The organism is Seonamhaeicola marinus, assembly GCF_008085455.1.
Window position 1 is genome coordinate 40,329 of the sequence record NZ_VSDQ01000163.1, and the last position, 21,689, is coordinate 62,017.

General features: G+C 35.0%; 11 protein-coding genes. All 11 read right to left on the reverse strand.

Annotated features, from left to right (window positions below):
* On the reverse strand, positions 1 to 1,789 hold a 1,789-nt coding region (locus tag FUA24_RS01405; RefSeq protein WP_148539984.1), incomplete at its 3' end, for a metallophosphoesterase family protein.
* Positions 1,790 to 1,894: 105 nt separating this feature from the next.
* Positions 1,895 to 2,809 (reverse strand): family 16 glycosylhydrolase, encoded by a 915-nt coding sequence (locus tag FUA24_RS01410; RefSeq protein ID WP_148539723.1) that lies wholly within the window; start codon positions 2,807 to 2,809, stop codon positions 1,895 to 1,897.
* Positions 2,810 to 2,822: 13 nt separating this feature from the next.
* Positions 2,823 to 5,159, reverse strand: coding sequence for an alpha-amylase family protein (locus tag FUA24_RS01415; RefSeq protein WP_222861297.1), 2,337 nt, complete (start codon positions 5,157 to 5,159; stop codon positions 2,823 to 2,825).
* Between the two features lie 80 nt (positions 5,160 to 5,239).
* A complete protein-coding gene (locus FUA24_RS01420; protein ID WP_187388126.1) occupies positions 5,240 to 7,627 on the reverse strand; it encodes an alpha-amylase family protein in 2,388 nt (795 codons plus the stop codon).
* Between the two features lie 30 nt (positions 7,628 to 7,657).
* The gene (locus tag FUA24_RS01425) at positions 7,658 to 9,529 is read right to left on the reverse strand and encodes a CRTAC1 family protein (protein ID WP_148539725.1); all 1,872 of its coding nucleotides are present in this window, start codon (positions 9,527 to 9,529) and stop codon (positions 7,658 to 7,660) included.
* Between the two features lie 3 nt (positions 9,530 to 9,532).
* Positions 9,533 to 11,158, reverse strand: coding sequence for a T9SS type A sorting domain-containing protein (locus tag FUA24_RS01430; protein ID WP_148539726.1), 1,626 nt, complete (start codon positions 11,156 to 11,158; stop codon positions 9,533 to 9,535).
* A gap of 9 nt (positions 11,159 to 11,167) precedes the next feature.
* Positions 11,168 to 12,820, reverse strand: coding sequence for a sulfatase (locus FUA24_RS01435; RefSeq protein ID WP_148539727.1), 1,653 nt, complete (start codon positions 12,818 to 12,820; stop codon positions 11,168 to 11,170).
* A gap of 171 nt (positions 12,821 to 12,991) precedes the next feature.
* Positions 12,992 to 15,538, reverse strand: coding sequence for a glycoside hydrolase family 2 TIM barrel-domain containing protein (locus FUA24_RS01440; protein WP_148539728.1), 2,547 nt, complete (start codon positions 15,536 to 15,538; stop codon positions 12,992 to 12,994).
* 164 nt (positions 15,539 to 15,702) lie between these two features.
* Positions 15,703 to 17,712, reverse strand: a complete 2,010-nt coding sequence (locus tag FUA24_RS01445; RefSeq protein WP_148539729.1) for a glycoside hydrolase family 127 protein — start codon at positions 17,710 to 17,712, stop codon at positions 15,703 to 15,705.
* A 162-nt stretch (positions 17,713 to 17,874) separates the two neighbouring features.
* A complete protein-coding gene (locus FUA24_RS01450) occupies positions 17,875 to 19,755 on the reverse strand; it encodes a CRTAC1 family protein (RefSeq protein WP_148539730.1) in 1,881 nt (626 codons plus the stop codon).
* 200 nt (positions 19,756 to 19,955) lie between these two features.
* Positions 19,956 to 21,680, reverse strand: a complete 1,725-nt coding sequence (locus tag FUA24_RS01455; protein ID WP_148539731.1) for a RagB/SusD family nutrient uptake outer membrane protein — start codon at positions 21,678 to 21,680, stop codon at positions 19,956 to 19,958.
* Positions 21,681 to 21,689: the final 9 nt, after the last annotated feature.

The window sequence follows — 21,689 nt, forward strand, 5'->3', positions numbered from 1 at the left end:
GTACATCATAATATCTAATTGGAGTATCACCCTCTCCTATTTCTATGGTGTAAGCTCCTAATTCTAATACTTTAGGATGGTATACTTTACCTTTAATTCTTAAAGAAGAAACCACCTCTCTATTACTACTTTTTCTAATAGTAACAACTTGGTCTTTTTTAGATATTTCTAGAATAGGTAATTGATAGAATTTTTTGGGATTAAAATTATCAAATTGTGATATTGTTATTGGCCAATCTTTATACTGCCTGTGGTTTGGATTTGATATATCGATATTTCTTGGCCAACACTCAAAAGTTATTGTTCTTTGCGGCTTATTGTATTTAATAACACCAAAACCAGCTACCCTAGTAGATAACTTACCGCCCTCACTAATCTCTTCACTTGAAGGATTTGCAACAGCTTTTACAGTTATTTTATTCTGAAATCCGTCATGAAAATCTCCAGTATAATATGGTGCTCCTTTTTGTCTATTTTTACCAGGCTTTTTAGGATCCCACCAACGCATCCAATAATTAGCAATAGCTGGTGTAACAAAAGAATATCCTGCATCTCCCCAATCATCAATTCCATGTTTAACTACTGTACCCAAATGCTGATCTCCACCAACCATAGTTGAGAAACTCTTTCTAATAACTGATAAAGCCTTATTCCTTCCAGATTGTGGCCAACCGTTAGTATCAAAATCGGCTATTATCTCTTTATCATGTTTGCCTGTGTAGTTATTAACCATAGCAAATACCGTTTGAGAAAGTACAGATTTCATCTCTGCATTGTCCCAATCTGTTGTCCATTCTTCCAAAAATTGTAATTGACGGTCTCCTAGCAGTTTGGCATTGGGAATATCTAATTTCCTTGTATCTATATCTGGATTAAAAAGCGCATCTTTTGTTCCGTTTGGAAAAATTTCTGGGGCATATTTTGGTAAATCAAGTAAACCAGATTTAAACTTTCTATCTTCTAAAATTGCAAAGCTCATTCCTCCCCATTTTAAATCTGTATAATACACGCCAATACCCTGTTCTATGGGTGTAGCATCATACGGGTCGGGTAAATGACTTGTTTGAGCTCTTTCAACTTCTTTTACATATTCTGTAGGCATGTAATATCCTCCTGAAATACCGCTTCTGGTTTCAGTTTTTTTTCCGTTAGCTCCCCAGATGTTTCCTTGGCCAACATCATGATCATCAGTTATACAAATTGTCGGTATATTACGCATAACGTCTCCAAAGTCTCTACCAAACTTAAGCCAATACAAATAATGCTGACTATGATCGTAAACTTGATCTCCTGAAAAGAAAATTAAATCTGGGTTTAATTTTTTAATATTATTAACCAAATCAGTCTTGGGTATATCTCCTCCATGTTGAGGATAAATTGAATTACATGTAAGTGCTGCTAAAACAAATTCATCTTTATCTTTCGGGTTTTTACGAATAATTCCTTCGTAAAAAGCTTTGTTATTATGAACCACTCTATAATTAATATTTGCAGAATCATTCCATCCTTCAACTCTAAACAACGCAGTATAACCTGGATATCTAATTGGAGATTTAACCATTTGTACCCATTGTCCATTTTCTTCAATTTCTAAAACTGCTTCAAAAGGTTCAAAGTTTTTAATTGGATAAAATTGTGCTGTAAGTTTCAATGTATTTTTATGAACAGTATACATAGTAAAACAAATTCTATCAGCAGGATTTATATTTTTTGGTAAAGAGATTAACTCTTGGCCTTGAATATGCAGAATTACTAATAGAATTATTAACAGACTAATACTTTTTTTCATTGTTATAATATTATGATTAAGATAGATGGAATTTACTCAAAACAGGCTATTAGATGTTAAAAACTGGACACAATACAGCTTTTTATTTATGCTTACTAAAAACTATTACTTTTTGGTCCAAACTCTTATATAATCCACATACATGGTTGTGGGCATACCAGAAAGTTGTTTTTTGGCTTGCTCATTTTCTAAAGGATTTACAGCTCTATTTGCATTATTAGAAAACTGCACAAAAGGTCGCCTTAAACCTAAAGAGGCTGTTACATTCATTGGTCTATACCAATCTGTATTAGGCTTGCTCGCAATTTTAACGCCATCTACATACCAAATAATCTCCTTTTCGTTTACCTCACAGCCATAAACATGATAATGTCTACTTGGGTCATCAGCTAACCTGTATTTATTCATTTGAGATGCTATATGCTTTTTAGGACGAAACCAAACGCTTTTACCATCAACCTTTTTAACCAAATGCAAGTTGTGATCCGAATCTCTAATATCATCTTGATGGCCTTTAAACCAATCGAACTGCTGCAATTCTACAACATCAATCTCGCAATATACTGTTTTACCATCCTCTGCTTCTCTATCAAAATCACTATACAACCAAAATGAAGGACAAACGCCCCAGCCGTTTTTAGGCCCAGGTACATCAATTACAGCTCCTTTTATTCTAGCTTCTATATACCCTGTTGTAAACGTACCTTTTGACTTAAGAATGCCAGATTTAAAATACGTTGCCTTATCACTTCTATTGTTTGTATTATGCTTCATTGTTAATTGCGCTTTTCCATCAACAAGACTCACATTCTCCTCATTATTCCAAAGCCACCCAGTGGTATTTGGTAAGTTGCTCTTTTTAAACCACTTTTTCCAATTAACAGATTCGCCCTCAAACTCATCTGAAAGCGCCTTTACCAACTTCCAAGAATCTGTTGTTTTTGATGTTTTTAAGGGCGATTGCCCGTTAACTTGAAAACCAATAAACAGTAATAAAATGTATACTTTAATTTTTGTCATAAGTGAAACTCAATTATTCTATTTCTAACATTAACACGCCACTTTTCTTAATAACAAATGTTGTACCTAATTCTTCTCCAGTCATCATATTGGTAACCGATTGAATAGTGTCTTTTTTTAGTTTAAGGTTTAATTTAGCTTCATTTTTACCAATATTTAAAATATTTACAATGTAGCCTCCTTTGGCATTTTTGGTAACACGCCATGTACAACCTTTTTGCGATGTACCATTTGATTCGGTTAAAATAAGATCTGAACGACTTTCTTTAACTTCATTTAAAGATTTAGTTGCAATAGCTTTTAAACTTATTCCTTTCTCTAAAGTTATTAGGTTTCCTTTGCCTTTGGTTAATATTGCTTTTCTATTTGCGCCATATTCATTTTTTAATAAGCTTTCGGCATCTGTAATCACGGTTCCTCCTTCAATTAAATAGTTTTGAAGCGCACTAAACTCTTTATCGGTAACATAAGGTGTTTTGTAAACTAAAATAGCATCCCAAGATGCGTTATCTTGTTTTGTAATAATCTTCTCTGTTGCATAGCCTAGTGGGATACCTTCAAAGTATAGCGATTCATATAAATCAAACAACTCCGTCATATGCGTTTTCTTATTAATGGCACTAGTTTCAGAATAGAAAATGCGTAATGGCTTTCTCTCGTCTCTCAAAGCTATTATTGCTTCAGACAAACTATTCATATCTAAAAAAACCTGCGCAATTTCATTTGCCATTTGTGGCTGCATGTTAGCAGAACCTGCATAGGCACCTCCCAATCCTGGGTCCCAAAAATCTAAATCGCCTTCTAATCTGTCTTCTGGCGAACCATCAGGATCTCTTGCCCAAAACCAAGACGTACTTGCGTCCATTCCGTGAAGTGTAGCAAGCCAAAAAACGCTTCTTACATAATCTACTGGTGTATTTAAATCTTTCCATCTTGAAAGCGACAAGAAATGCGTTTCTGAATTAAAATGAATTTTATTTGGTGCTACAGACTCCATGAAATCGTATGAAAAAGCGACCTCTTCCCAAGAGTAAGCGTAATGCTCTTCCCATGGCTCTGGATTTTTCCTTCCGAAAGTTCTACTTGATTGCGCTTTGGCATCATCGCCTATTATAGATGTTAATTCCGTTAACGTTTCAAAATCTAACCCATGAGAACGGTAATTTTCGGCAAAGTAACGTGGTTGCATCTTAATACTTGTAGGTGCCTCTGGAGCGTTGGTTCTTAGCTCATTTTGTATGTGGGTGAACCAATCTAAACTTCTAAACATAGCAAATCTACACCAGTCATACCATATAGGTTTTCCTCTATATTTCGTATCAATCGGAATTGTAATTTCAACAGCGTTAAAATCTTTAAACGCACTTTCCCAATTTTTGTTTAAAGCTGAAATATTACCATGATACTTTTTAGACAACCATGTTCTAAACTTGTTTTTAGTATGGTCTGAAATACTATTCATTTCGCCATAACGCTGGGTCCAATATCCTTTCTCTGCAAACCAGTGGGGTTCATTTGCTAAAACAAACCCAAGTTGGGTAACTTTTTTGCCATTGGTTAATGCTCCTGCTTTCTTTGCTATTTTTCCCCAGTGTGCCCGAACATTAGGATTATCTATATCTAGTCCCATAAATAATGATCGTCCTTGAGCTACCGTGGAGTCTTTTTTATGCAACCACTCAGGAAGTCCAGAATTCCACAGATATAAAAATCCAATATTGGTATCTGGAATGTCTGTTAGAAGCTTAAGTCTGTCTTGATCAAAAGTTCCATCTTCATTAAGTAACCAAGGATTAATTGCTCTGTCTTGATGTTCCTCATAAAGGTTTTCGCCTCCGTGATACATGTTTCCTAAGTAGTCGTTGTACACAGCGGAATTTGTTAAAGGCTGCCCTACTGTTTTAGAAAAATAGTCATGTAGAAATATAGGTTTGCCGTTGTTTAACAAGGCTTTATCTGTTACTTCGATATTTCCCCAATCTATCTTAGGCGCTGGTCTGCGTTTAATTGAACCATCAAGAACGCTTTGCAATTGTTTTATTCCGTTATCTAGAATTTCGTTGACTTTAGTTCTTTCATAATCTGGCAATTCGGCGGCATGTTTGGCAGCGTCTTTTTTATAGTGTCCATCGTACCCAAAAGCTTTTTCAACTTGTGCCATATTAGCTTCGTCCCAGTTCGCAAACTTTATAAACTCTTTAGAAAACCACAAAAGTGTTTCCTCTCTTGAAACATCAATAGACTTTGATTTTGCGTCTTGCATTAATGATTCAAGGATTTCAATTTTAGCTAAAGCCTCCTTTTCTAATGGTGATGTTAGCGTTTGTTCACAACTTATTATGCTTGTCATCAGAAGCATACTAGCAAGCCCTTTTAATATCAACTTATTTTTAAACATAATACGTTTTCTTTTAATGAACACTATTTAATTTATTTCTCCTTAACCTCAAGTAATAAGACCTCTTCTGAAGCTAACTTAAAACTCGATTCTATAGGGTTACTTGTCATTAAATTAGTAACTGTAACCTCTGATCCAGATTTTAGAGTCAGTTCGATATCAGCTGTTGTATTACCTACATTGAGCAAATTAACCAGGTATACACCTTTGTCTTTCTTTACAACACGTGAAATTGTTGTTTTAAAATCTTTACCGTTATTTGATGCTATTATTACATCTGGCATTTGGTTGGCAACTTCTGCTAATGCGGCCTTTTTAACTTCGTTTATTTCAGCATCTTTTAGAGCAATTAACTTTCCTTTTCCGGCATGTAGTTTTTTAGCTCTCCTTTTGCCATATTCATTCATTGATAAGCTCTTAGGTGAATCTATAACAACAGTTCCCCCATTATTTAAATAATTTTGAAGCGTCTTAAACTCAGCATCGGTTACATAGTTTGTTTTATATACTACAACGGTACTCCATAAAGCATTATCCTGTTTATCGATTATGTTTTTGGTTGCAAACCCTAAAGAAAGCCCTTCAAAAAATAATGACTTATACAATTTAGTTGTTTGTGTCATGTATTTAGGCGTATTAATGGCTGACGTTTCTGAGTAAAACAAACGTAGCGGACGCTCTTGCTTACGTAACTCAATGATTTCTTCTGAAAACGAATTTAAATCATACATTACTTGAGTAACCTCATTGGCTATATGTGGTTGCATATTATTTGATCCGGCATAGGCACCTCCTAAACCAGGATCGAAAAAGTTTAACTCACCCTCTAAACGGTCTTCAGGAGAACCGTCTGGATCTCTAGCCCAGAACCATCCCGTATTGGCATCCATACCCATTAAGGTGGCTAACCAGTATACACTTCTAACATAACTTGTTCTTGAGTCTAAGTCTCGCCACATACCAGAGGATAGAAAATGTGATTCTGAATTCACATTAATTTTATCTGGCGCAACAGATTCTAAGAAGTCATGTAATATGGCCATTCCATCCCATTTATATGCATATTGAGCAGTCCAATCTGAATTAATATGAGGTCTTATACTAGCGCTTCCCAAAGCTTTGGCATCATGACCAATCATAGTAGTTAATTCTGTTAGCGCTTCAAAATCCATTCCATGAGAACGCGAATCTTCATAGAATGTACGTGGAAATAGTTTTATATGCGTATCCGCATCAGGGTTTACGGAATGCAACTCATCTTGCATAAATGTAAACCATTCTGTACTTCTATGCATGTTATATCGATTCCAATCGTACCATTTTGGTGTACCTCTTAAAGCCGTGTCTATCGGAATTTCTATTTCAACCGTATTAAAACTAGCAAATGAGGTTTTCCAATTAGCATTTAGCTTAGCAATACTACCATTATATTTATTATTTAACCAAGTTCTAAACTTATTTAAGGTATACGATGAAATACCGTTCATCTCTTTGTACCTATAGGTCCAGTGATCTTTTTCAGAAAACCAGTGTGGCTCATTAGCAAAGACATAACCAAGTTCTGTAACTTTTTTTCCTTTGGTTAGTTTTCCTGTATGTCTTATGATTTTCCCCCAAACATCTCTAGCTAATGGATTATCAATATCGAATCCAGTAAATAAAGAACGTCCTTTTCTTATTTCTGGTTCTTTCTTTTCTACCCATTCTGGAATTCCCATAGACCAGTAGTATAAAAAGCCAATATTCGTATCTGGGATTCCTGTTAGCTCTTTCATTAATTCTTCATCAAAAGTTCCATCTTCCTTCAATAAAAAAGAATTGATGGCACGATCGTGATCCACAGGATACAAGTTCTCGCCTCCGTGATATAGAGCTCCTAAATGATCGTTATAGATAGCTGTATTTGTTAAAGGTTGGCCAACCGTTTTTGAAAAATAATCGTAAGGAAAAGATGGTTTTCCATTGCTAACGAACATATTGTCTTCTGCCTTGGCGTTTTGCCAATCTACTTTATTTACTGGACGACGTTTAATCTCGCCGCTTAACTCTTTCTTTAATTCTGCAATACCGTTATCTAGAATTTGGATGACCTTCTTTCGTTCAAAATCTGGCAGCATTTCAGCTAAAGAATCCTTGTGAGGCTCATAATAACGCTCGTAACCAAATAATCTAGTAATGGCTTCTTTATTAGCTTCATCCCAATTGGCAAATTTTATAAACTCTTTAGAAAACCACACTACAGTTTCCTCTCTAGCCACATCAATAGATTTAGCCTTTGCTTCTTCCATTAAAGCTTCTAACTCACTAATTTTACTAAGTGCGTCTTTCTCTAGTGAAGATACCGGACTCTCTTCTTTACAACTTACAATACTTGCAAGTAACGTAAAGCTTAGTATACATTTTACAATTAGGTTTTTCATTTGTTTTTTGTTTGAATTATCTTATTTGGTTTATTGTTTTTTATTTGTTTTACCTACTTGATAGGTTTTGTTCAAGGCTTTAATCTTAAAGTTTAAAGTCTCACCATTTGTCCATGTTATTTTGGCATTTTTAATTTTAGTTGCTTCCCCTAAACCAACATGTAAATAGGTGTCTAATCCTTGCGAATACGATGACGATGTTGCTCCTACCACCCTCTTATAAACCTTTTCGTTTACATGAAGTTCTAATACAGCACCAATTGCTGCCGCCTTTCCGGAAGGTGAATGGCCTACGTTAACAATTACATAATTGTTTTTTGACTTAAGATTATTTGTAAACAAATGCCACCTTCCTCTTTCGTTGCCATAAATTATATCTAAATCGCCATCTTTATCATAATCGAAAGCCTCTGCTCCCATTCCTGTACTACCTCGTTCCGTTCTAATAACACCATGGTTTTTAACAAGTTCAAAGCCTTTTCCCTGCTTATTTAAATAAAGTAGTTGTTCAATTATTGATGCCGATTTTTCATAACGTACTACGAAAAGATCGGACCAACCATCATTATTAAAATCACCAACCGCTGTACTTGTTGTTTGTTCGTTTATTAGGATACCAGATTGCGCTGTTATATCAACATATTTTCCATTTCTATTTTCCAGTAATTTAGCTGGAAGGGTTCTTAATTTTATGGTTTTAGGCGCTTCTATTACATTATGAATTACTGCTGTAGTTGGGGCATTTGTAAAACCACCAATACGCCAATACCCATTACCCAGATATCCAATATATAGTCCTTTTTTTGAAGTATCTTCTGGCCAACCTTTTGCTTCTTCTTGGGTAAGTGTTAAATCGTGATGTCCATGCTGATCTAAAGTGCGTTTAAATAATGTCTTTTTAGCACCAATACATACATCAAAGTGTGGGTAAGCCATTTGAAGGTTTTCAATTTTTAAATCACCTTCAACTTTTATACTATCATGTTGAAATGGTTTTCTTCTTGCCAGAAAATAAAAGGTTTTATCCTCGGAATTGTAGTCTGCTTCAGAATCAAATGGGTGTTTTGCTCTAGTTAGAAACAAATCGAAATCACCATCATTATCAAAATCAATTTCAGAAATACTACTCACTAAATTTGTTTTGGAACTATTACCCAAAACTTCTTTAGTTACATCCGTAAAGTCAAAATCTTTATTTCCTTTTACTGCAATAACCTTACTTCCTCCGTAAAAGAGAAAATCTTTAATGTTATCATTATTAAAATCGGTAATCGTAGTTCGCATATTAAACCTATCTGCATATGGTAAAAAACGACCAAATACAAAGGCTTCATTACTTTTATCTCTTTGATACAAAAAATGAGCTCTTTCATATTTTCCTTTAGCGGGAAAGGCAGATAAAATTAAATCCAGTTTGCTATTATTGTTGGCATCAAAAAACTTAACTGCACGCCCTCTACTTGCCTCAAAATGTTTAAACTCGTAAGGTTTTGTAATGGTTCTGTCTAGATTTACGGTATATGCTCTTAGCTTTCTTGGGTTTTTACCATCTCCTCCTCCTGGTTGTACTAGTACTTCTAGTAGGCCATCGTTATTATAGTCTCCAACTGTCATACCATGCGTATCTCCGAAAACGAATGGTTTCCCTAATTCAAACTTCCCCTTATTATTCCAGTATAATTCTACTCTGCGAGAGTGCTCTATTAAAAGTAAATCTAACCACCCGTCCTGATCTAAATCCGCAATAACAGCATTATCAAATTTTCTTCTAGAACGCTCTTCGAACTGAACAACTTCGGGATTCTCCGAAAAAAATAAGGCTTTAGTATCCTGAGCTTTGCTTGATAAACATATCAATGCAAAACCTAAAAATGAAATTTTATAAAAACAGTTTTTTTTCATTTTCTAATTAATTACAACTTTGGCCGAAGCTGAAGCATTATCGGATTGAATCTCAAACACGTAAACACCCGAAACTAAATTCAGACTATCTACTTTAGTGATTCTACTTTCTTTTTTAAATGTTTTAACCAAAACACCAGTTATATCAAAGACTTTTACTATTCCATTTAAAGGTGAATTAATGTGCAAAGCATCATGCGTTGGATTAGGATAAATGGAAAAATCTATGGTATTTGCCTTAGAGGTGCTTAATGTGTTAGCAAAGTTGATGTCATCTACATAAAATAAAGCTTGCGCTCCAGACACATCTGCCGACTGTAGCATTAATCTAATTCTATCGCCATTTGTAAGGCTTGTGTTGGACGCAGCACTTCTACTAAATGTTTTTGAAACTTCTACCCATTGCCCTTTTTGAACTCCAGAGACGTCAATATCCAAAACCGTCCAAGGATTTTCTAAAATCATTCTGAGTTCACTAATACTTGTGCTAGGGTCTATCCAGATTTTAAAATTAACCTGATTACTTCCTGCAGGTAAACTTAAAGAACCGTAGGGCGAAAATGTGGTGTAATTTCCTGAAAAGGTTCCTGAATGCTGAAATCTTATACTAAAATCACCTGAAGCAGGTTTTTCATTTTTTATGCGCCATTGCGCTGCTGGTCCGTTCCACCATGGCTGACTTCTACCTTGAAAATATGCTGGTCCTTCAAAACCTAAATAATCAAAATCTGGAGCGGTAATGTTCTTTTGCCAAATTCTAACATAATCTATTTTAAATTCGGCTGGCGTTGCCAAATCTGCTTGAGAAGGTAGTCCATACCAAGAAAACACCTCATTATCAAACCACAATTCTTGTGGGGTATCATGTCTCCATTGGTCATTTGCTTCTAATTCTGCTCTAGTAGCATGTCTAACTAAAACACCATCTAAATAAGTTTTAATATAATCTTCGTCCCACTCAAATCCATAAACATGATAAGCTTCGGCAAGATTTACATTCATATCATCTTCAACTTTCCAATTCTGATGATTAGAAGGAATATCTGGATCCCAATTTATCATATTTGTTCTATACCTTCTCCTTAAATCCGCAGGTCTATTTGTAGGGTTACCAATTGGCAATTTGCCCATTATTTCAATCATGTCTATTTCAGAATGATAACCCGTAGTCCAAAACGCAGACATTACTGGGGCATCTGCAAGTTTTGCTCTAATCTCCATATAACCGTACTTAAAAAACGTCTCACTCATCACACAGGCATGTGTTATTGGTTTGCTATTATCATCACTAGCACTGCCTCCATAATAGGTACCTTGATGAATTTCATTAGCAAAATTGAATGTGGGCTCCCACTGGCTAGTTAAAACTAATTCTCCTCCTTCAACTTTCACATTATGAGGTGCATATTGTCCTGGAGCTCTTCCTTTCCATTTATTTCTATAGTCACCATTTTCACCTAAAATCCACCATTTAGTTTTATCTAGTTCAGAGCCGTTAAACTCGTCGCTAATAGTAGTATTTAATGTCCACCCATCCGCATTAGTTGGGTCGGACATTGGATTCTGGCCAATTGTTGCGTTGGTTAAAAATATGGTTAGGAGAAGTATTTGTAGTTTGTTGGTTTTCATTTTCTTTTTTTACTGCGGAAGATTGCCCTTCCATCCCTTATTAAATTGTTCTAACAATTGGTTTACTAATTCCGGATTATCATCGGCTATATTTTTAGTTTCTCCAGGATCTGTTTGGTGGTCATACAACTCATAAAATAATGGCTCACTGTCTTTTTTTGTATAATCTTTCCACACAATAAATCTGTAATTTTCTGTACGCATTGCGTAACCCATAAGATTATTTTCAAATAAATCTCTATCCCATTTATCACCCATTTGTTTTTGTATTTTACCTTCAACTTCTTCAATTAAAGGTCCAAAATAGGTCTCCCTCATACCTTGGGACAGGGGATTTGCCGCCCATTCGCGTAAGGCTGGTGTTGGAAATTGACTAAACGCGGCTTTTTTCCACGCTTGGTTAGGGTCTTCTAACAATGGTGCAAAACTATACCCTTCAAGGTGTGCAGGTTTCTCGATACCTGCCAATTCACATAATGTAGGATACATATCTACTAACTCCACCAAAGCATTAGATTTTGTACCTCGAGTTTCTTTTAACATATCTGGTGTCCAAATCATTAAAGGAACTCTGGTTGCAATTTCGTAGTTGGTTGCTTTACACCAAATACCCATATCTCCCAAATGAAAACCGTGATCGCTCCAAATAATTATGATGGTATTATCTCTTAAACCTGCTTCGTCTAAAGCATTAATCATTTTACCTATTTGGGCGTCTATGTAACTCACACATGCTAAATATGCATGTTTAAGTGTTCTGGCCATATCATCATTAATAGGTCCTTTTTTAGGGATACCGTACCTAGCTCTTAATTCAAAGGAAGGGTGTAATCCCATTGTTGCTCCATTTTCAGGTGCTTCGGTTAATGTGGCAAGTTTTATATCATCTGGGTTGTATAAATCCCAATACTTTGCTGGCGCCATCCAATTTAAATGGGGTTTTTTCATTCCCATTCCCAAAAAGAAAGGTTTGTTAGGGCTTTTCTCTAACATATCTTTCATGGTAGCAATTGCCAACTCTGCGTTGTATCCGTCTTCGTAAAAGGTATCCTCTACATCTGCCTTTTCATAAGCTGGACCTTTTCCTAAGCCATTTCTAGGCGCATTTTTGCCGTATTTAGCAATGACCTCTGCTGTTGCTTTTTTTGAAAATTCTTGATTTTCTTTTAACGCATAGCCTCCCGGAACCTTACTTTTCTTAATAGTCATTTTATCATAAGCCGGTTCTCTACTCCATGATTTACCTTTATCTGACCATGCTTGCTTGTGATAGATTTTACCTGTATGAACGGTTTCATAACCGTTATTTTTGAAGTGTTGTGCTAGGGTTATTATATCTGGATTTGCCTCTCTAAAATATGTGAAGTTTTCAATGACATTGATAGTTTCGGGTCTGGCTCCAGTCATTAAACTTGCTCTTGAAGGACTGCAAATAGGTTCCTGACAGTAGGCATTATTAAACAACAAACCATCTGCAGCAAACTTATCTAGATTTGGGGTAACTGCTATTTCCGAACCATAAGCACCAATTTCTGGTCTTAAATCATCGACAGCTAAAAATAAGATGTTCGGTTGTTTTGTTGGTTGCTCCTCTTTTGACTCTTCCTTGGTCTTACAACCTACAAGAATAGAAATCAAAAGCACTATTTTCAGGAATCTCATAACTATTGGAATTTATTAAATAAATATCCTTCAAATTACGAAAAATTACAGCCTAAAAACAGTGCTTTAGTTATCTATTACTTATAATATTTTAACCTTATTAAAACAAGAATCCCGCTTGGGCATCAATAAAATTTATGCCAAAAGCGGGATTCTAAAAAATATGGTTTTTTATTTAATCTGAAGTGTTACTTCTTGTGTTTCAAATCCTTGAGATTTTGCTCTAACTTTAACCGTTCCTGCTTTTCTAACAGATTGTAAAATCATTAAAGCTCTACCTTTTGCACTTGTTAAACTACTAGATTGAAAATCTTGAATATTACTTCTTGCGCCGTTATCTACACCAAGAATTTTAGCATCTCCTTCTACTTCAAATTCAAATTTTGCATTTTCCGTCTTTACGGGTAACCCGTCTTTATCTACTAACTGTACAATAAAATGGGACACATCATAACCGTCTGCTTTTAAAGTAGTTTTATCTGCGGTTAATGTAAACCCAACAGGTTCTGATGTTGTTTTTAACTCTGTAGTTATCTTAGCATCTCCAAAACCTGCTTTTGCTGTTAGCGTACCAGCTTCAAAAGGGATAGTCCAACGGAATAACCTATCTGGACTTTCAGACATACTTCTACTTCCTAAAGATTTACCATTTAAGAACAATTCTACTATTGAATAATTTGAACACACCTCAACAACAACTTGTTCTCCTTCTTCATAATTCCAGTGCATGTTAGAATCTCTCCATTTGTAGGCATTACTGTTTTCAGGTAATTGTTGCCCTGAGATACTCGTTTGCTTAAAGCCTGATTTTGCAATTGGTAACGTTCCTATAGAAATATGAGGTTCATCTACCCAAATACTTTTAAAATAGTTCCATCCTTGATATTCAAATCCGGCTAAATCTAGTAAATCTCCCCAACCACTTTTTTCCGGCCAATCTCCATCACGCTCACCCATATAGTCAATACCTGTCCACATGAAAATACTGAATACACCAGGGTTTTCTAAAACTTGTTTCCAGTCATCCCAAGTACCAGGGTTTTCGTTTATGGTAATATGTCTTTCTGGCCAGTGTTTATTTGCCCACTCAATATCTTTATTTCTATAACTAAATCCAGAAATATCTACTGCATCTGCATAACCACTAACCATACTGGTCTGAGGTACAACCATATTAGTTGTAATAACTCTAGTTGGATCTAGCTCTCTGGTCCATTTTGCTAATTTATGTGCTGTTTCTGCTAGTATATGCTCTCCCTTTTCGGCTGCATCGTAGTTTGCTTTTATCTCCTCTGGAGTTAAGATAGGACCGCTTCCCCAATAACCACCCGAAGCCTGAGGTTTTTTAGGATCTTTCCAAAATCCTGTGTCAAATCTATAATGAAGATATGTCCATTCAATTTCATTTCCAATACTCCATTGGAAAACAGATGGGTGATTTCTATCTCGGAGCATGGTTCTTGTTAAATCACTTTGCGCCCATTCTTGAAAATGATTTACATAACCTTGAGTGATATAGTCAAAGCTTCTGTCATGATAATTCTTTCTTTTATCTTTTGCGTAGTCCCACTCATCAAAAAACTCATCTTGAACTAAAATTCCCATTTCATCACATAAGTTCATGAATTCTTCGGAATACGGATTATGTGCTGTTCTGATAGCGTTAACGCCACAAGCTTTTAATTTTTCAAAACGTCTTCTCCAAACGCCTTCTGGAACGGCAGCTCCAACTAAACCAGCAGCATGGTGTATACACACACCTTTGATATCGGTTTTCTTTTCATTTAAATAAAATCCAGATTTGTTATCAAAACGAAGACTTCTAATTCCAAATGGTGTTGTGTATTCATCTACCACTTTTCCATTTTTAACAATGGTTGTAATTGCCTTGTACATATTAGGCGCATCTAAATCCCATAGTTTAGGATTTGCAACCGAAAAGTTCTGTTTAAAAACATCTTTATCGTGTGCTATTAAACTTAACTTATCTTCTTTAGAAGCTACTTCTTTACCTTCATTATCTATAATTTTTGTGGTTAAGGTGAATTCACTGGTTGCATCAACCGTATTATTAACTGTAGTTTCTAATTGAATATCTGCTTTCTCCTTGGTTGCCACAGGAGTATTAATAAAGGTTCCCCAGATAGGAATATGTAGTTTATTTAAAGTTACTAATGTGACATTTCTATAAATTCCACTTCCAGTATACCAACGTCCGTCTGCATATCTGGAATGGTCTACATGCACCGTTAGCACATTCTCTTTATCTTTATTTAAAAATGGTCCTAAATCAAAATAGGTTGGCGAATATCCGTATGGGTTTTCTCCTAGCTTTTTACCATTTAACCAAAAGGTAGCATTGTTGTAAACACCATCAAAAAGTACAAATACACTTTTGTTTTCAAAATCCTCTGGGGAATCAAAGTGCTTTTGGTAGACACCAACACCTCCTGGTAGATATCCTGTACATCCTTCTAAATCTTCACTGAAAGATTGCTCTACACTCCAGTCATGAGGTAATCTAATGTCTCTCCAATCGGAATCTGCTAAAGGTAAATTAGTTGGCAGAATTGTATCTTTCTGCAGTTTAAATTTCCAGTCGAAATTAAAGTCTGTCTCTCGGTTAACTGCCGATTTTGTTTTACTTGTAGTTGTTTTTTCTCCGCAAGAAAACAAACAAATAACAAGTAAGAGGGTGGTAAAAAAATGCTTGTTCATTCTAAAATTTAGTTTAGAATGCAATTTACTTAACTATTCACACTTTTAGTAATTAAACGCAAGTAAAAATCTACTGTCTAGTTTATATATAGTCCTACGAAAATCAACATTTAATTATTTCTTGCACATATTTGAACATCTGTTACACATCTTTTATGCAAAAACTACTTTTGCCATATAAGAGGCAACCACACACTCATTTCGGCTAAACCTCTATTGCTCCAGGCAAAATATGGTACAAGTTGAATCGTTTTAGTTTCCCAATTAGTATTATTTAATTCTCTGTACATGGCTTGGGACTTATCTTTCTTTAATTTAACTTCTGCATTAATTGTTGTTACTCCGCCTAAAAAATCAGGCTTATGTGTAACATTTAATTTAGATTCTAAAGGCAGGTAAACATCTGTAATTTTTGTGTTTTCTGGTAAATCTGGAGATTCAGCACAATATACTACTGGTCCTCTTTTTATAGCCACTTGATTTCTAACTTCTTCTATCTGTGGATGCCCTTCGTACAATTTAGCTTCCATAGGCATGTTTATTGTAATAACATCTCCTTTCTTCCAAATTCTATGAATTACTGCAAATGTGCCAGCTTTTATTACTATATCGGCATGTTCTCCATTGATTAAAATTGAAGTGCCTTTTGCCCATTCTGGTATTCTTAATAAAACATCAAATGCTTTTTTCTTAGCCTGATCTATTGTAATCTTTACTGAACCTTTCCATGGATACTGCGTTTGCTGATGTAGCTTAAGCCTTGAACCATCTAACATTTTAGTATCTAATTTATTTCCGCCGTAAAGGTTTACTACTACACCATTATCTGTTAAACTATAGGCCCATCCGGATAACTTTGATATGGTGCGTACTAAATTTGGTGGACAACAAAAACAAGGAATGTAAGGTACTCTATTAGGATAATCTGTAATTCCCATATCATGACCTAAACTTCGTCTTAAGGGATTAGTATAAAAATAATTTACACCTTTTAAATCTATGCCCGAAAGTCCACTATTAAACATTACGGTTTCTATAACATCGGCATATTTAGACTCTCCATGTACGCCCAGTAATCTATAATTAAACATAGCGTTGCAAAGGTTTGCACATGTCTCGTTGTAAGAATCTGCATTATGCATTTGATAATCTAGAGTAAACGCTTCGTGAACAAAATCTCTATTGGAAGAAGCTCCATCATGTACCTGACCACAGGCTCCTGTTATATACATTTTCTTATCGACTATGTTATTCCAGATTCTGTCTAAAGCATCAATTAAAGGTTTCTCTCCAGTTTCAGCATATATATCGGCTGCACCTGCCCACATGTATAGTCCAAGAACCGCATGTCCCACAGCTTCCGTCTCCTCTCTTAAAGGTGTTCTTTCTTGAACCATATCTCCAATCATTCTATGACGCACTGTTTCATCTGGCACTACTTTAGATTGCCCTCTCATGTTTACAAAAATCTCGGCTAATTCTAAATAACGTTTGTCTTTTGTAGTTCTGTATAGCTCTACTAACCCCATGATTTGCACCTGATTAAAACCAAATCTTTTTAAATGTTCTGGTTGAGGTTCAAATGTTTCATATAGATTATTAGCGTGTTTTATTGCAATATCTAAAAAGCTCTTTCTACCTGTTACTCTGTAATAAATACATGCTGCTATATATAGATGTCCACTATTATACATTTCATGATACCTTCTATTTGAAAAAGGCTCAATCCCTCTAATGCTAATTTGAGTTTGAAGAAATCCATTAGGTTGTTGTGCTTTGGCTATTATTTGAATATACGCTTCTAATCTTTTTAAGAGTTCTTCATCCTTATTAATAGCGTAAACATAAGTAGCAGCTTCAATCCATTTATAAAAATCGCCATCATGCCAATGCATTCCTTTATGCTTCCCTTCTTTAAGGCCGGCTGCTATTTTAAAGTTATTAAGGGCATGCCCAACATCTCCTGTAAGCACCTGTTCCATATATGGCACCATAGACTCTTGAGCTATTTTAAATTTATCTGCCCAAAAACCTTCCGTCCATTGACAATCACCAATGTTAATACTTTTAAATTTTACATGGTTACTTTCTGAAGTATTTACAATTCCTTTTTCTTGAGAAAAAGAAACATTTACTAAAATTATACTGATAATGAATAAGATCTTAAGCTTCATTTTAAAAAGATATTTCTAAGTGATTTAAAAACTAACAGCACTAACTAACAACAAATTATAAAATCTCGCGTAGCTTGGAATAATAAAAATGTTTACCTCAGTTTATCAGCAAAACAACATACTGGTTTTTACCTAAAACCTAAACGCATTTACCTAATCCAACTATTTCCTTCCAACTGAGATTTTAGTATTCACAGTCTTAATGGTCTTTTTTAATACTTCTCCATTAGACCAAGTGATTGTTAATTTATTTGGACTAGAGCATTGAGAAATTCCAAAATGTACCAGGTTGTTATGCCCTTGAGAATATTGAGAATTGGTTGTTCCAATTCTATAGGTTTGCCTTGTTGAACATGAAGACAATTCTACTTTTGCTCCTAGTGGTGACATATTAGCCTTCGGAGATTTGCCAACTTCTATATTAATGAATTTGTTTTCTGTAGCTTCTTTTAACTGATTTTTAAACAAATGCCATTTACCACGTTCATTACCTATTACCACATCAATATTACCATCCTCATTGTAATCCATAACCTCAACAGCCATTCCTATTGCTCCTAGTTCTTTAGAAACCACACCATGGTTTTTCATCTCTTCGAAACCAGATTTCCCTCTATTTAAATACAGAATAGATTCGTTATCAAATACTAGTTTACCTCTTCTAATTACCAAAATATCATCTAATCCGTCATTATTAAAATCTGCCACCGCATTTGCCATAGTATGCTCTTTGTTTACTAAACCTAGCTTTTTAGTGACTTCTTTAAATTTTCCGTTGGTATTTTCTAAAAGAATATCATTAAATCCTTCTGGATGCTTAAAAGGCGCATAGTTCTTAACACCATGTACAACACCAGTTGAAGGCGCCCATAAGAAACCAGCAATTCTCCATTTTCTATTACCAACGTATCCAATATACCAACCTCTTTTTCCTTTATAATCTGGATTATCTGGAAAGCCTAAGGCATCACTATTTACAAGACGAATGTTTTTTCCGGAGTGTGTTTCTCCTTCAAATTCGTAATCGTAACCGGTTTCTCCAATAAAATAGGTGTCGTTATTTGGCCATTGAGATTGGAAATTCTCCATGTTTAACACATCTCCCACTTCTATATCTTCAAATTGAAATTGGCCTCTAGTGGTAAAGAACCCCCAGTCTTTAGTTTTGGGGTTGTAAAAATTTTGACCTTTTTTAAAATCTGTTCCGCGAGTAATGAATAGATCCAAATCCCCATCATTATCAAAATCTATTTCGCTTATACTTGTTGTTTCTACAATATCAAAAGGGAATACACTGTTTGTTACTTCTGTATACGTTAAATCTCCATTTCCTTTAAACGCCTTTGTTTTTCCCTGTCCGTACAAGACTATATCCAAAACTGCATCGTCGTTAAAATCTGTAATAAGTGTTTTTTGTCCGTTTGCTTTTACAGATGGCAATGTAGAATGTAATACAAGCTCTCCATTACCATTGTTTTCGTAAACATAACTTTCACTTGCTCCTTTTTTAGAACTATCTGGAAATGCGAAATTAAGTAGGTCTAAATCCCCATCATTATCAGCATCAATAAACTTAACTGTTCTTCCTCGCATTAAAGCTAATGGCTCTTTAAAATCTCCAAGAGGAATAAATTCTCTACCAACAACTCGGAACATTTTAGAGTTTCTAGCGTTACTACCAGATCCTCCTCCACGAGACATAATTACTTCTAAATTACCATCGTTATCTATATCTGCTATTGATACCCCATGTAAATCTCCCATTATGATATCATATGGTTTAGCAAACTTACCTTTATTGTTCCATTGTACTTGTATACCTAAACCGTGATCATTGATTAGTAAATCTTGATACCCATCTTGGTCTAAATCTGCAACTACAGGAGCATCCCATTTTCTTAGATTCTTTTCTAAACGTGGAAACTCTTTAAAAACCTCTACAAAGGCATTTACAGTTTTATTCTGTGCTTTTACGTCTTGAATTACAGTACTAAAGATTACTAGAACGTAAATGTAAAGGCAGATGCTATTGTTAACTTTCATGAAATTTTAAATTATACTTTTTGAAGATTTACAAAGTAAAATTCTATGCCTAATAGTTTACTTGTATATATTACCAAGAACCTATTTAATTTTATCTAAAATATACAAACAAAAAAACTGAGAACCTAAGTTCTCAGTTTTCGACTAAACTAAACTAAACAATATGATTTATGATTTTCACATGAATCTAATGCTTATTCTTAATACCCATCATTTTGAATAAGGGCAGCTGTTCTATCAATTTCGGATTGAGGAATTGGTAAATAATACATTCTTGGAAACCAAGGTCTTGTTACTACTGTATATTCCTCATGTGTTTGAGATCCATCAGCTTGGGTAGTCCATCTAAGACCTCTAATGTCCATACCTAAATGATCTTCAACCATCCAACGTCTTTCATCAAAGAAACTATGACCTTCAAAAGCTAACTCTACACGTCTTTCTCTCTTGATAGCCTCTTTCAACTCATCACCACTAGCAGTAATTGCAGGTAGCAATGCTCTTGTAGCTACTTTGTTTAAGTATGTTCTAGCTTCAGCATCATTTCCTAATTCAGCTTGCGCTTCTGCATAATTTAAATACACCTCTGCCAACCTGTATAAGATTAATGGTCTACCTGGTGTTGGATCTTGTAAATTACTTAAACCTTCATTCTGGAATTTACGAATGTTATAACCTGTAAAAGATGAATGTCTTACATTACCTAAACCTTCAGGAGAATCGTCTCCATGTGGGTAAACATCAGGATTTAAAGACAATGCATAATTTATAGGGTTACCTCTAAACTCAGCTCCTTGGAAGTTAATATTGGCATAATATCTCATTTCTCTACCATCATTTGGATTTGCAGCATCATAAGTTCCTCCGCTTGTAGTAGTTCCATCTGCCATATTATACTGTAGCACATAGTTATGCGTTGGTGAAGAAAGTCCCCAACCATCATCTCCGTTTGGAGATTGCGTTTTATCCCATAAAGAGTTAGCATCTGTACCAAAAGCTAAAATTGTTGCTCCAAAAGGTCTTGCAAATAGAATATCATCGTTAATTGATAAGAATAAATCTTGATATGCTCTTGCATCTGGTGTAGCTGTTAAATCACGTCCACCTACCATATCAATTATTTCTTTAGCTGCATCTGATGCATCTTGCCATTTAGAAGTCTTGCTATATGTATATAACTCTCTATTTGTGGCTTGCGGTGCTAAGGTTGCATCGTGTAAATCACTTGCGGCATACAACAATGTACGAGCTTTAACTGCCAAGGCAGAATATTTTGTTGCTCTACCAAACTCATCTCCAGATCTTGTATCTGGTAATACAGCTGCAGCAGCATCTAATTCACTTACAATAAAGTCTACACATTCTTCATAAGTATTTCGTGGAATATTGAAATCATCATCTAAAGTATGCGCTGTTGTAATTAAAGGCACTCCTCCAAAATACTTAATTAACTTACTGTATAAATTAGCCCTTAAGAATCTCATTTCTGCCATTAATTCATTTATGGCTTCTGGGTCTTGCTCCATTGCTGGGCTACCTTCAACTTGCTCAAAGAATAAATTTGCTTGTCTTATATAGGTGTAATACTTAGACCATTGGTTTCTAAAAAACCCAGGATTACCAGCAGTCCATCCAGCTCTTACACGCATTAAATCACGATTTTGAAAATTGAATTTTGCTTCAAAGGAAGCAGTTTCAATATTGAATCTTCTAGTCCACCAGATACTATTATCCAATCCCCAGTTTTCAGTACTATTATATGTTGAAAATAATAGTAGTTCTACTTGTTCAGGTGTACTTAAAACTAAATCTTCAGCAAAAGCACCTGTAACTTCAATATCTAAATCTTCGTCACAACTATTAACAGTACAGAATAGCAAGGCTGTTAACAGGTATACAAATTTTAAATTCTTTATATTTTTCATGTTTTTCAT